The 13,578-nt window shown below is 40.0% G+C and carries 11 protein-coding genes; 3 read left to right on the forward strand and 8 right to left on the reverse strand.

What is annotated here, in order from left to right; all coding sequences use genetic code 11:
- Positions 1 to 487: 487 nt before the first annotated feature.
- From C9J40_RS09235 to C9J40_RS09255, 5 genes are all read right to left on the reverse strand, one after another.
- Complete coding sequence (locus C9J40_RS09235) at positions 488 to 2,266, reverse strand: bifunctional molybdopterin-guanine dinucleotide biosynthesis adaptor protein MobB/molybdopterin molybdotransferase MoeA (protein ID WP_107246621.1); 1,779 nt, start codon at positions 2,264 to 2,266, stop codon at positions 488 to 490.
- Complete coding sequence (gene mobA, locus C9J40_RS09240) at positions 2,253 to 2,846, reverse strand: molybdenum cofactor guanylyltransferase MobA (protein ID WP_107246623.1); 594 nt, start codon at positions 2,844 to 2,846, stop codon at positions 2,253 to 2,255. Before mobA ends, C9J40_RS09235 begins: the two co-directional genes overlap by 14 nt.
- Entirely contained in the window at positions 2,833 to 3,534 is a 702-nt protein-coding gene (locus C9J40_RS09245; RefSeq protein ID WP_107246625.1) for an energy-coupling factor ABC transporter ATP-binding protein, read from the reverse strand. The genes mobA and C9J40_RS09245 overlap by 14 nt, the downstream gene beginning before the upstream one ends.
- Positions 3,535 to 3,549: 15 nt before the next feature.
- Positions 3,550 to 4,251, reverse strand: a complete 702-nt coding sequence (locus C9J40_RS09250) for an ABC transporter permease (protein ID WP_107208190.1) — start codon at positions 4,249 to 4,251, stop codon at positions 3,550 to 3,552.
- Between the two features lie 128 nt (positions 4,252 to 4,379).
- Positions 4,380 to 5,204: a substrate-binding domain-containing protein gene (locus tag C9J40_RS09255; RefSeq protein ID WP_107246627.1), complete on the reverse strand. Its 825-nt coding sequence runs from the start codon at positions 5,202 to 5,204 to the stop codon at positions 4,380 to 4,382.
- A gap of 273 nt (positions 5,205 to 5,477) precedes the next feature.
- Between C9J40_RS09255 and C9J40_RS09260 the strand changes: the two genes are divergently transcribed.
- Together C9J40_RS09260 and C9J40_RS09265 are read left to right on the forward strand one after the other, a co-directional pair.
- Complete coding sequence (locus tag C9J40_RS09260) at positions 5,478 to 6,929, forward strand: sigma-54 dependent transcriptional regulator (protein ID WP_107246628.1); 1,452 nt, start codon at positions 5,478 to 5,480, stop codon at positions 6,927 to 6,929.
- Between the two features lie 59 nt (positions 6,930 to 6,988).
- Entirely contained in the window at positions 6,989 to 8,983 is a 1,995-nt protein-coding gene (locus C9J40_RS09265) for a cache domain-containing protein (protein ID WP_107246629.1), read from the forward strand.
- A 418-nt stretch (positions 8,984 to 9,401) separates the two neighbouring features.
- On the opposite strand, the gene pbpG is transcribed toward C9J40_RS09265, so the two are convergent.
- Complete coding sequence (gene pbpG, locus C9J40_RS09270) at positions 9,402 to 10,298, reverse strand: D-alanyl-D-alanine endopeptidase (RefSeq protein ID WP_107246631.1); 897 nt, start codon at positions 10,296 to 10,298, stop codon at positions 9,402 to 9,404.
- Positions 10,299 to 10,906: 608 nt separating this feature from the next.
- Here pbpG and C9J40_RS09275 point away from each other — a divergent pair.
- A complete protein-coding gene (locus tag C9J40_RS09275) occupies positions 10,907 to 11,365 on the forward strand; it encodes a hypothetical protein (protein ID WP_107208195.1) in 459 nt (152 codons plus the stop codon).
- 124 nt (positions 11,366 to 11,489) lie between these two features.
- Here the strand turns inward: C9J40_RS09275 and C9J40_RS09280 are convergent, their stop codons facing one another.
- The gene (locus C9J40_RS09280) at positions 11,490 to 12,401 is read right to left on the reverse strand and encodes a helix-turn-helix transcriptional regulator (RefSeq protein ID WP_107208196.1); all 912 of its coding nucleotides are present in this window, start codon (positions 12,399 to 12,401) and stop codon (positions 11,490 to 11,492) included.
- The gene (fdhD, locus tag C9J40_RS09285; protein ID WP_107246633.1) at positions 12,401 to 13,282 is read right to left on the reverse strand and encodes a formate dehydrogenase accessory sulfurtransferase FdhD; all 882 of its coding nucleotides are present in this window, start codon (positions 13,280 to 13,282) and stop codon (positions 12,401 to 12,403) included. The genes C9J40_RS09280 and fdhD overlap by 1 nt, the downstream gene beginning before the upstream one ends.
- Positions 13,283 to 13,578: the final 296 nt, after the last annotated feature.

Below are 13,578 nucleotides of genomic sequence, written 5' to 3' on the forward strand. Positions count from 1 at the left end.
AATAGAGACTGCGCCTATTCTACAACATAAAATGTTGTGTAATGGTCTAGCCAGATGAAAAACGAGTTGTTCTTAACTTATGTGTAAATGCAAGTGCTTCTATTCACCATTGATATTCAATGATTGTGAATAGTATACAATGCCATATTTGTTCTAGTTTAATTATATAGAAATGTTTACAGTATTTTATGAAAATTTCAATAAAACATATAATCTTGATTGCATAATATGCTTAACCGCTATTTTTTTAATGTTTTACCCAGTAAATCTATGATTGTCGTGTATATCGATAAATTATTCGGTATTATCATTTATCTAGAGAATAAAGAAACCTTTTGTTACAACTTAACATATAACGAAAGGTTTGTGTCGACTTCTAACGTGTAGAAGATGGGAAATAAAAAGGTAGCATGGAAGCTACATATAAAAATAAAAAAGCCAAGCTACTTTAAGTAGCTTGGCTTTTTTATCATCGAGAGCTGAAACGTTACATGCGTATATCTAATGGAATGATGGTAACCTTATCACCGATTTCTGCATTTACTTGCTCTGGTGCTATTTCAATTAAGCAATTTGCTTCGCTCATCGAACGAAGTATGCCAGAACCTTGCGAGCCTGTACTTTTCACCACTAAACGGCCATTAGCATCAAAACTCGAAATACCGCGAGTATACTCAGTACGTCCTGGACGAGAGCGAAGTTTTTCAATCGCGATAGCTTGATGCGTTTTCGGCTGCCAGTTGATGATGCCTTGCTGTTTTCTAATTGCTGGTTCAACAAATTGTAAGAATGCAACTATTACCGCGACAGGATTACCCGGTAGGCCAAAGAATGGCACGTTACCAATGGTTCCAAAAGCAAGCGGACGACCTGGACGCATATTAATACGCCAAAAGTTAATTCGACCTAACTTCTCTAACACGCTTTTTATATAGTCCGCATCGCCGACAGATACACCACCAGAAGATAAGATCAAATCAGCTTTCGTGCTCGCTTGTATTAACGTTTTTTCAAGCGATGCTTCGTTATCATCAATAATACCGAGATCAACGACTTCACAGCCTAAGTGAGTGAGTAGGGCATATAATGTATAGCGGTTTGAGTCATAGATGCAGTTTTGTTTCTGTGCGTCACCCGGTTGCTGAACTTCATCACCGGTAGAAAAAATTGCAACCCGGATAGGTTTGTTGATTATGATTTTATCAATACCCAGTGACGCTACCATACCAAGCTCTGGCGCTGTGATGGTTGTTCCTGCAGCAACGGCAATTTGACCTAATGCGAGATCTTCACCTGCTTGACGTACGTTTTGACCAGCTTTAATGTTACCCATTGCTTTATCAAACGTGACCGTGTCACCTTTTTGGGTTGTTTGTTCACGCATAATGACGGTATCCGCACCTTGCGGAATAGGTGCGCCTGTCATGATACTAACAGCTTCACCATGATGTAGTGGCTCATCGTAACTATGACCAGCAAGTACTTGACCAACAACCTGATAGCTATCACGCCCTATATCATCACCAGCAATAGCATAACCATCCATTGCAGAATTAGTATGTTGGGGGACATTGACTGGCGATAAAATATCTTGTGCGACAATTTGCCCTAGCGCTTGATGTAGACTCACAGATTCGCTGATATGTAATGGCTTAATCTGTTCAAGAATTTTTTCTCGACCTTGAGTAACCGATAACATACCTGCAGGATTGATATCGCTACAGCTTAATGTTTGCGCTTCAGTGGTTGCACTGCTGTTCACGTAATCAATAACAAAGTCAGTAAGTTGATCAAGATTATTGATATCCATTTGTGGCAATGTGCTTTCAGCTGGGATATTCGCAGCGATGGCAATGATGTTGCTGTCTTCTGGGTGTAGCCAAGGTTTGCCGACTTCTTTGCGGTGTAATTCAATCTTAGGGAAATCGAGCTTTTTAAAACCTTCCACCAAAATGAGATCTAATTGGGTTTGATCTAGTTGGCTGAGTAAATAGGGAAGTTGTGCTTCTTCTTCTGGTGTTTCTGTCACCAGTGCGCGCCGGTAGCGAGAAGAGATCAACATTTGGCTTGCGCCTGCTTTACGAAGGCGGTAGCTGTCTTTGCCTTCTTGGTCGATATCAAAATTATGGTGAGCGTGTTTTACCACGGCTACACGAAGTCCTCGCTCTACAAGTTTAGGCAACATTGCTTCAAGTAAAGTGGTTTTACCTGTACCGCTAAATGCAGCGAAACCAAGTAGCGGTAAAGAAGCGTTAATTTGACTCATGTAGCACTCCAAATTGAGAGAGTTCTTCAGGGGTATTAAGGTTTACAAAAGCATCGGCTTGATCACTAAAATCAACCGTGATCATATTACATTGACGGTAAAGCAGAATGATTTTTCTATCACCATTAGCGAGAAAGGCTTCAAGCTTAGGTAAAATGCGGCGGTGAACAAGTGTGACTACCGGTTGAATATGCTCACCATTATGAGCAACAGCAATATCGGTTTCTTCTGTACAAGCGTTTGCCATTCTTGCGACTAAATCATGCGGAAGCTGTGGGCAATCACAAGGCACAAAACCGATCCAGTCGTTATCGATATGAGAAAGTGCGGCATGCATCCCCCCCAAAGGGCCGGGGTAGTCTTTAATGGTATCCCCAAAGACTTCACCAAATTCAGCATAACGTTCATGGTTGCGGTTTGCATTGATGGTGACATGTGATGTTTGTGGGCGCAGCGTATCGATAACATGTTGAATTAATGGCTTATCAGCCAATTTAATTAAACCTTTATCATTGCCTCCCATGCGACTGGCTTGTCCACCAGCCAAAATAACCCACTGAGTTTGCTCAGGCGTAGGCATAGTTATCCTTATCTTTTTTAACAAGCTGCAAATCTGCACGCTCAATTAATTTTGTATCATTGATTGTCCACTGGCGACGACATAAGTCGGTTAGCTCATTATGTTGGTGGCTAGTGATGACAAGGCTAGAGCCTCGCTCTAATAAATCTTTTGCCAATACAACTTGTCGGCTGATGGATTCTTTATCCATACTTGCACTGGATTCGTCCATCAATAATACACTTGGTTTTAATACCCATGCACGTGCCATTGCTACACGTTGTCGTTCGCCGCCCGATAATACCGAGACATGTTCATCGGCAAGGGTTTCTAAGCCAACCATTCTTAAGGCATTAATGGCTTCATTACGGCGTTGTTGGCGATCTCTAACAATATATTTTAAGCCATAACAAACATTATCAAACACTGTTCCATCAAACATATAAGGGGTTTGATGCATGTAGATAATGCCATTTTGATAACAGCCTCCAAACAAACGACTTAACCAATGGTGTTGAGTATTAATTTTTCCAGTGGTCGGCTTTTGTAATCCCGCGAGTACTTTTAATAGCGTTGTTTTTCCAACACCGTTATCACCAGTAAGATAAATCGCATCTTGCGGCTCTAACTTTAACTGAGGAATATGGAAAAGTAGACGATGTTTAAAGCGAACAGAAAGATCTGTTGCCTCAATTGAAATATGCATCATATCAATACCCTCAGCTTAGTTCGTACGCAAGTGGGCTTTGCCACGAGAGAACGATAAAATAAAGTTTAGTCCGAGAGCGAGAAGTAATAAGACCATTCCCAAGGCGACACCTTGTGCAAACGCACCTTTAGAGCTTTCCAATGCAATGGCTGTCGGAATATTTCTGGTTGAATTTAAGATGTTGCCACCCACCATCATTGAGCAACCCACCTCAGTGATGATGCGACTAAAAGACGCAACAATGGCAGCTAATAGTGGAAAACGACTTTCCCACATAAGGCTCATTAGCGCGCGAGGGTAGCTTGCACCTAATGAAATAGCGGTTTCCCATGCGCGACGGTCACTATTTTGGAAGGCGGCATGCATCATAGATATCAAGATTGGAAAACAAATTAATATTTGCCCAAGAATCATCGCTCGCTGTGTAAACAGCATTTGCCAGTCACCTAAAGGCCCTGAACGCGATAGCAACATATACAACAATAAGCCAATAACAACAGTAGGAACGGATTGCAGTGTATTAACAAAAGAAAGGATTAGCCATCGACCTGGAAATTTGCCATAAGCAAGGGCGAAAGCAACCAATAAAGAGGGAATTAATACAATAGCAATGGCTAACAGAGAAACTGAAAAAGAAACACCAACAATGCCCCATAGCGAACTATCTCCACTGAACAAAAGTTGGATTGCTTGTTGCGTTGTTTGCCAAATATTCATTGTTATTTTATTTCTAATATTTAATTGGTTACGCCGAACATGGCCTTATTTCATTATAACAGAAGTGTTAATTAGATAAGAGGAAGTGTTCGGCGCAAAATGCTATAAAATCAAATAAAGCTAATTATTTATTGTGTGATTGCATCTGCAACAAATAGTTGTTCGCCATGACGCTGGTAACTATTGATCATGGTTTGTGCTTTAGCGTTAACTAACCAATCGCTGAATGTTTTTGCACCTTGGTAGTTAATGTCAGGGTAACGGCTAGGGTTCACTAAGATCACTTGGTATGGGTTAAATAGACGTTTGTCACCCTGAACCATGATTTCTAGGTGCAGTTTATTTTGGTAAGCAAGCCATGTACCACGGTCAGTTAAAGTATACGCTTGTAATTCAGACGCCATGTTTAATGTAGGCCCCATACCTTGACCAACCGCTTTGTAACCACCGAAGTTTGGTTCCATTTTTGTCTGTGCCCAAAGGTTAAGTTCTTTTTTATTGGTACCAGAATCATCACCACGAGAAACAAACACAGCCTCTGTTTCGGCAATGTTAACCAGCGCATTAGCAACGTCTTTATCACCTTTGATCTTTGCAGGATCTGCCTTTGGACCAACAAGTACGAAGTCGTTGTGCATTAGCTTGCGAGGAAGGATACCGAAACCACCATCAACAAATTTGGCCTCTGCTTTAGGGGCGTGAGTCATGACTAAATCAACATCACCATTTTCGCCCATGCGCAATGCTTTGCCTGTACCTGCAGCTAGAACTTCAACAGTGTAGCCCGTGTCTTTTTTAAACGCTGGTAAAAGGTAGTCAAGAAGCCCTGAGTGGTAAGTACTGGTTGTCGTTGCTAAACGAATTGTTTTGTTTTCCTTGTTATCGGTTGCAGCATGGCTAAGGCTTGCTGCGGCTAAGCTTAAAACAACTAAACTCGTTTTAAAAAAATTCATAAGGTTCCTTGATTTACAGATTCAACGTCAAATAAAAAGAGACAATTTGAGACCTTTCGTCCCAATAAATAGCTTATGCGCCTATAAGCAAATAAAATGCCAGAAGCGATAGGATTTAAAATATGTGAATATTTATTTCATAATACTTTGATTATAAACTGCTATTTTTTGTTTTTTGCGCTGCGTCATTATTCTGCTTCAAATCTATTTTGACTTTTATCTTCATGGTGAGACAAAATGTCGCATCTTTTTTATGGGTAATAATGTCCCTTTATGTCTGATCTTGAATTAAATACACCTTGGACTGCTGTTTCTGTATTGGTTGTCGATGATGAGCCGGGAATGCGTGCCATCTTAAAAAAAGCATTAAGTAAAAAGTTTGCTCAGGTTGATACTGCAGGCAGTATTGAAGAAGCGGAAGAAATAAGAAAACGCTGCCACTTTGATTTATTAATAGTAGATATAAATCTACCAGGGCGTTCAGGCATTGAATGGCATGAAGCGTTTGATCCAAATACACGCCGTAGCGATGTTATCTTTATGACAGGCTATGCAGATTTAGACATGGCGATTCAAGCACTACGCGCGGGGGCGTCAGATTTCATCTTAAAGCCGTTCAATTTAGAACAAATGATGCAGTCAGTAAGCCGTTGTATTGAACGTCGATTAGTCGAACGTCAAAACTTTGCACTCCAACGCGATGTAGAGCGCAGTTATCCCGTTGATATTATCGGGGATGCAGCAAGCACGCAAAAAATGAAAAAACTGATCACTCAATTAGCACCATCAATTGCCGCGGTATTGGTTGAAGGGGAATCTGGAACCGGTAAAGAGCTGGTGGCGCGTGCCCTTCATCAGTTAAGTAAACGTACCGGACCATTTGTACCTCTTAACTGTGGTGCGATTGCACCTGATTTATTGGAAAGTGAACTGTTTGGTCATGTTTCTGGTGCATTCACAGGCGCTAAAAAAGGGCGTGATGGTCTATTTCGGGTAGCAAATAACGGCACACTGTTTTTAGATGAAATTGGTGAAATGCCGTTATCCATGCAATCTTCGTTATTACGCGCGCTTGAGCAAAAAGCAATACGACCTGTAGGTGCTGAGCGAGAAGTGAATGTTGATGTGCGTATTGTGGCAGCAACGAATAGGAATTTGAAAAAAGAAGTAGAAGAAGGGCGCTTTCGTCAAGATTTGTACTATCGCTTAAATGTGCTCACCATTGAATTACCCGCATTACGTGAACGTATAGAAGATATTCCAGCGTTAGCTCACCACTTTACACAGCAGCTTTCGAAAGATTTAGGAATGAAGCCAATTAATTGGGCACATGAAGATATTCTAGCAATGCAAGCTTATCAATGGCCGGGTAATATTCGTGAATTACGTAATATGATGGAACGTTGTATTTTATTGGGTAAATCACCTTCTGAATATTGGCAGGAATTAAATGGGGATGTACCTGTAATACCATCGCCCGAGAAAACGTCGATCGTATTGAGGAGTGATGAGAAGCGACCATGTCAGTGTCACGATGGTGAACAAGAGCAATATTGTTACCCAGTAGATTGGACGTTAAAAGATGTCGAAAAAGCACATATTATGCAGGTAGTAGATTCAAACGAGGGTAATAAGTCTGCGGCAGCTCGTCAGCTTGGTGTAGCGCGTAAAACGTTAGAGCGTAAATATAAAGAATGGGCTGAAGAGTCGGCATCATGCGAATAACCAAAGCATTAATGCATCCTAAAGCTTTTATATTGTTATGGCTAAGGCGGTTTCGAACCATGGTTCGTTATCGTCTATTAGTCCTAACGTCTGTACCTATTATCATCACATTAATTGCGTTAATTGCCTTAACTTTTTATTGGACAGTCACTTACACTTGGCAAAATGCGTTAATGAACGTAAGAGCGGATTTAGCTGTTGCTCATCATAGTATGGAATTATTACAAAAAGAGCAGCGTATGAAATTGCAGTCAATGGCTGACTCTTACGATTTCCAATATCGTTTACGTTTTGATGAATCCTCTTTAAGTCACTGGGTACGCACTGAAAACCAGCAATATAATCTGGATTTTATCGTGCTTCATCCTGCATCAGCATTAGGCGAGTTCTCTAAGCAAGAGCGCCGTTTTTTACTCGAAGGAAAAGTGCAAACATTTTTTCAGGTACTAGATCGTAGAGCACTAGCAGCATTGAATAGTGATTTACCTGCTCGTGCGCAAGTGCCACTGCTCAAAGAACATAAGATAGAGCAGAAGGGGTTAGTGAGTCGAAGTTTGATCCCTATTTTTAATGATAAAGGGCATCTTCAATGGATTCTTGATGGCGGTATATTACTCAATAATAGTACGGAACTGGTTGATCGAATTCGTGATTTAGTTTTTGCGTCTGATACGTTACCGACGGGCAGTATTGGCACTGTTACTATTTTTATGAATGATGTTCGTATTAGTACGAATGTACCATTAGATAGTAAAAATCTGGTTGGGCGAGCGGTTGGTACTCGGGTATCAGATGAAGTGAGCCGTGAAGTAATTACGTTTGGAAAAACCTGGGTTGATAGAGCTTATGTCTATGACAGTTGGTATGTTTCTGCTTATGAACCGTTACGCGATATAAACGGTAAAGTGATTGGTATGCTTTATGCGGGCTATTTACAATGGCCACTGATCAGAACCTTTTTAACGAATATTATTGAGCTTGGCATTGGTATTATTTTGGTGCTGATTATCTCTGGTTTTGTCGTTTATCGGGGCTCTCGTGATCTGTTTTTACCGATTGAAAAAATTTATCAGGTAGCCAAATTAGTACAGATGGGATTTGAGCGTCGAGTAGGTAAATTAGATGTTTACCCTGATCACGAACTGCAAATTTTGGGGAATCAGTTTGATACCATGCTGGATCAGCTTGAACAGCGTAATCAAGTGATAAAGCAGGCTGCAGTGGAATTAGAAGAAAAGGTCGAGCAACGTACGCATAGTTTACATCATAAAACTGAAGAACTAGAGCAACATATTAAATTGCTGAATCAAGCAAGATCTAAGCTGGTGGTGAGTGAAAAATTAGCCGCCTTGGGTGAACTGACTGCTGGTATCGCCCATGAAATTAATAATCCATTAGGGGTTATCTTGGGTAATGTGGAATTGATCCAATTTGAGTTAGGGGATAATACGCTTCAAGTTCAAGAAGAGTTAGATGCAATCCATGCACAAATTGACCGTATACGTAATATTACTCGAAGTTTGTTGCAATACAGTCGTCAAGGTGGCGTACAAAATGAAGTGACATGGCATCACCTGAACCAGATTGTTGAAGAGAGTTTAACCTTAGTACGTTCAGGCACAAAAAAACTATCCGTTACTTTTGTTGTTGAACTAAATGCGAAATGCAGCGTGGAAGTTAATCGCCACCAATTATTGCAAGTGCTAGTGAACCTTCAAATGAATGGTATTCATGCCATGGACGATAAGGGGCGATTAATCATTAGAACTGAAGATTGGATTGATGAGCAGGGGAAGTCTATTGGTGCAATTGTTCGTATAACTGATCATGGCTGTGGTATTGCGAAAGAAAATTTAGAGCGAATATTTGATCCATTCTTTACTACTCGTCGTTCAGGTACTGGGCTTGGTCTCTCTGTTAGCCAAAGTTTAATTGAAGATATTGGTGGAGAGATAACGGTTGAATCTGAGGTGGGTAAAGGGACAACGTTCTCTGTCTATTTAAGACAAAAAGCGTCAACAAATAATGATCTAGATTTATTGATGATGTCTTAGTTTCATTACAACAAAAGCCCCTTGGTATTTTTTCATTTAAGTGAGAGAAAATACCAAGGGGCTTTTTGTTATATGTCTATTTAGAAATTACATAAACGATAAGCCAATAACTAGAATGGCTAGAGAGGTAAGAGAGATACGAGTTATTAAACTAAGATGGGTGGGATTAATCATTTCTTGATGCTGCATAGACACTCCTTTTATTTACTCTAACTTAAGCATAGTTGAAGAGTGTTGTAGGCGTGCGTTTTTTGTTAAAAAATAAAAGGCTAGGTAATTGGTAAGGAAAATTCTTATTACGGGCTAAGCAGCATCACCACAAACATCGAAGGTTTTTAATGCTATGTTCATGATAGTTTTAAAAGCAAAAAGCCAGCAATATATGCTGGCTTTTACTTATATCAATTAACAGTAATGATTATTTCGTTAATTCTTTTAGTTTCTGTTGTTGGTAGTATTTTGCATCAGCACTAATTGGTTTGCTTTTACCCGTTTGTAGCCATTGCTTAATACGGCCTGCATCACCAATAGGTGTTAATTTGCCTTGAGAATCTAACATAACCATTAGGATTTTCTTACCATCAATTGTTGTTACCATACCTAAGCAACGACCAGCTTCATCTAGGTAACCTGTTTTGGTTAAGTTAACCGTCCACTTCTTACCACGCGCTAAGGCGTTTGTATTCGTGTAGCCAAGTTTGTAATTAGGTTTACCAAAGTAAGCGGTATGCACAGGTGTTGTACTGTACTTACGAATTTCAGGGTATTTGTAAGCAGCGCGTACCATCTTAGCGACATCTGATGCTGTCGAGTGGTTATGAGGGTCAAGGCCTGAGCTATCAACAAAATGCGTATTGGTCATCCCCAAAGATTTAGCTTTTCGGTTCATCGCTTTAATGAATGCCTTGTAGCCGCCAGGGTAGTTTCCTGCAAGTGTTGCTGCTGCTAGGTTTTCAGATGACATTAAAGCAATATGAATTGTCTCACCACGGCTTAGGGTAGAGCCCATACGAATACGTGTATATGTATTGTACATGTGCTCTTTATCAGTAGGAGTAAACGTAAGTTTTTCGTTAAGTGGGAGTTTTGCATCCAGTGTTACCATCGCTGTCATTAACTTAGTTAATGAAGCAATTGGCATTTTTACATTTGAATTTTTTTTGTACAGTGTCTTTCCTGTACTGAGGTCTATCACATAATTACTGACTGATGCCGTTTGTAACTTATTAGGATCCAGCTTACTGGTGTTGATGCTAGCCACGGAAGAGAAGCTTATACTAGCAAGAGTAAAAAACAGAATAAAAGCGTTACGCACAACGGCTCCTTGAAAATGCAAAGGGAAATAATAACAGTATTGTTAATGTCGCTATTGTCGACTTAACCTGTACTGTTAGGCAAGTCATGTTTATGTAAATAGGCCATTTATTCGCACCAAAAATTATCAATGAGTGAATATTTGTAATGAAACATTATTCAATAAAATAAAAAGTGACTGAGTAATACAGGGGATCGTTGTAAACAAGGCAATGGCTATCAGTTTTGAGTGAGCAAATCTTAATTTATGATTGCATACTATTGTTGCTGCTCATTGATTTTTATCATTTTAATGGTTTAATTCCGAGGGCGTATTTCGTGGGTTATGGTGTTTTGATTGCATTTTTGTGACTATTTAAAAAGTAGATACGAATTAAACATAGGATAATTATGATTAAGTCATTAAGTAGATTGTCTGAAGTGTAAGTTTGAACAATCGTGTGAAGGACTTAAAGAAACACAGATATTTCTAGACTAGATAAAGAGTCGATATAATGTGATCTATTACGAATATAAATATCTATTGACATAAAATTAACAAACGAAAGGTGAGAAATAGTGGTCAATTAGTTAGGGTCTTTCAATTAAATTCTATTCATTGGACTTACTATGCTTGCTCGTTGTTTACTTATCGCTTCTGTATCACTGATGTCGTTATCATCTAACGCATCAATTGACGATTCAGATTTAAATGATATTAAAAACAGTATTGAAAAGTCACAAGATACAATGCATTACGTTCGGACGGTATCGGGCTCGATCCCTGTACCTATGCCTAAACATAATGAAGATAAACCAGCTTATAGTTACTATGAAATCGTCTCTTATGACATTTATAGTAGTCAAGGTGGAAAGCGTATGATCCAAGCGGTAATTACAAACCATTCCGGCGGCGGTATTGCACTTAAACCTAAGCAGGTCAAAGCGTATTTCAGCAATAATACCTATGTTGAACCGACACGAATTGAGCAAAAGGGAAAATTTGCACAAGGTGAAACAAAGTCAGTGACCTTGTATTTTGGTGAAACAGACGCTTCTATTATTGGTTTGCTTACTCGTTCTTATTAATTCTTTTTAACTAATAGTGATGCGGTTTTAAACTGAATGGAAAAAGCCCTGATAATCATCATGCATTATCAGGGCTTTTTATTATCCAGCGACTTTCAGGGGATATTGTTAGCTATTAGCTGACTTAGTTAGCACTCCATACCTGCTTACCTGTACGAGCGAAGTTATAACCACCGAGTGCTTTACCGTGAGCTTGAACATCTTCCTCTGAAATCGCTTGCAGCAATTGTTGCTGTAGTGTTCTAAAGTAAATGTTCTTTGGGATCACCAATTCAAACGCTTCGGTACATAGTGGAATAAAGCCTAAGCCAAATTCACCCGCCGTACTTTGGCTAGCGCAGCCCACATCAGCCTTACCACGAGCAACAGACGAGGCAAGTTCACGTTCACTGTTACACACATCTGATTGATTAAGCATAGAAAGATTATAAGCGTGACCGTGTAACCATTCATCTAACGCACGCATGCTACCTGCACCTTCTTGACGTAGTGCCCAGCGCCAGCGAGAAGACAGCAATTCAGGCAGTTGGATAGATTTTGAATTTACCGCTTCTGCTAACTCTTTACTGACCACTAAGCCTTGTTCACGTTCAAAGGCATGGACTAATACCCAGTTTTTATGCCCTTGGTATTGTTGTAATAGCGCAGGGTGACGCAGGCTAGCTTCCTCGGCATTTCCCCAGTGAATGGCGCACATATCAACGTGGCCTTTACTTAACATGGCTAAGCCTTGTCTTGTGCCCGTTGAGGTATAACCAACTAATGCGGTACTGCCTAATTGATTTGCCATCTTACCTACCACCATTTGTAATAGTGGATCGTCTGAGCCTGCAATTAATAATCGATCGGTTAACACACCGTTATGGCAAGACTCTAATAGCCATTTATCCAACATTGCTTTAGGAAATAACCATTTCCCTGTCACTTTTGTTGCTGGAAGTAAGCCATCGTTAGCAAGGGCATAGACTTTCTTCTCATTAAGATCTAAATATTCTGCGACAAGTTTCGCGTTCATGAATTCAGGAAAGTCAGCCATTAATTTTGCTCTTTATTAGAAGAAGGTTGCTCTGTTTTCTTCGATTGCTGAGAGGTATCAGCATCTTTCACATCAAGAATAAGATTCTGACCGCCATTATAAACTTGGAAGCGATGACCTTTAGCGCGGGCTATCATAGTAATACCGAGCTTCTGCGCTAACTCATAGCCCATTTGTGTTGCACCAGAGCGGGATAGAAGTACGGGAATACCCATCTGTGCGACTTTAATTACCATCTCTGAGGTTAAGCGGCCTGTGGTGTAGAAAATCTTATCTTCGCCCGTTTCGCCTTGTAGCCACATTTCACCGGCTAGGGTATCAACAGCGTTATGGCGACCTACATCTTCGACAAACGATAAGATTTCTGTATTACGGCAAACGGCACAACCATGAACGGCACCTGCAGCCTTGTACGTTTCATTGTGGTGAGTTAGCGCTTCAAGCAGCCCATACAACATAGATTGTTTTATTTGTACTTGAGGCAGTGTTACGTTTTCAAGCTTTTTCATGACGTTACCAAACATAGTGCCTTGACCACAGCCAGAGGTAACGGTCTTTTTTTCTAATTTTTTTTCTAAGCCATGGGTATTTTCACGGGTGATCACCGCCGCTGAATTGGTATCCCAATCAATAATCACAGATTCAATGGCATCAATATCTTCGATAAAGCCTTGGTTCTTTAGATAACCGAGCACAAGTGCAGAAGGTCGTTCACCTAGGGTCATCAGGGTAACGATCTCAATCCAATTCAAATAAACCGTTAGGGGATGCTCACACGCAATTTCTTTGGTTTGAAGATCACCGTACTCATCCATGATTTCCACAGACATTGTCTGCTTAACGGCGGATTTAGTTTTTATAATTTTAGGGAGTTGGCTCATTAGGATATCCAGTGGTTACAAGAAACGTATCGAGATTTCAAATAAGTCCGTCAAAATACACACAATGATACTAAGCTCAATAAGTAGCATTAAATGGCATGTATTAAGGCAAATAAGTTTATCTCTAACGCATTAAAGCAAATATTGTTCCATAAATTCCATTTACGGATTGAAAGAGGCTACTGGCTGCCATTATTGGCGATATTTTGATTTATAATTCGCACTTGGTCTAAATTTTGCTTATTACGGACGAATATTCTCAACATACCGCGATAAGCGAGTGTGTAAAAAGCAAG

It is taken from the genome of Photobacterium sp. GB-72, assembly GCF_003026095.1.
In the GTDB taxonomy this organism is placed as follows: Bacteria; Pseudomonadota; Gammaproteobacteria; order Enterobacterales; family Vibrionaceae; genus Photobacterium.

What these genes read in the sequence shown, in the direction of transcription:
- C9J40_RS09280 (WP_107208196.1), bottom strand. Translation starts at nt 12,401, where the DNA reads ATGGCTGACTTTCCTGAATTCATGAACGCGAAACTTGTCGCAGAATAT.
- mobA (WP_107246623.1), bottom strand. Translation starts at nt 2,846, where the DNA reads ATGCCTACGCCTGAGCAAACTCAGTGGGTTATTTTGGCTGGTGGACAA.
- fdhD (WP_107246633.1), bottom strand. Translation starts at nt 13,282, where the DNA reads ATGAGCCAACTCCCTAAAATTATAAAAACTAAATCCGCCGTTAAGCAG.
- C9J40_RS09255 (WP_107246627.1), bottom strand. Translation starts at nt 5,204, where the DNA reads ATGAATTTTTTTAAAACGAGTTTAGTTGTTTTAAGCTTAGCCGCAGCA.
- C9J40_RS09235 (WP_107246621.1), bottom strand. Translation starts at nt 2,266, where the DNA reads ATGAGTCAAATTAACGCTTCTTTACCGCTACTTGGTTTCGCTGCATTT.
- C9J40_RS09260 (WP_107246628.1), top strand. Translation starts at nt 5,478, where the DNA reads ATGTCTGATCTTGAATTAAATACACCTTGGACTGCTGTTTCTGTATTG.
- C9J40_RS09245 (WP_107246625.1), bottom strand. Translation starts at nt 3,534, where the DNA reads ATGATGCATATTTCAATTGAGGCAACAGATCTTTCTGTTCGCTTTAAA.
- C9J40_RS09275 (WP_107208195.1), top strand. Translation starts at nt 10,907, where the DNA reads ATGCTTGCTCGTTGTTTACTTATCGCTTCTGTATCACTGATGTCGTTA.
- C9J40_RS09265 (WP_107246629.1), top strand. Translation starts at nt 6,989, where the DNA reads ATGGTTCGTTATCGTCTATTAGTCCTAACGTCTGTACCTATTATCATC.
- C9J40_RS09250 (WP_107208190.1), bottom strand. Translation starts at nt 4,251, where the DNA reads ATGAATATTTGGCAAACAACGCAACAAGCAATCCAACTTTTGTTCAGT.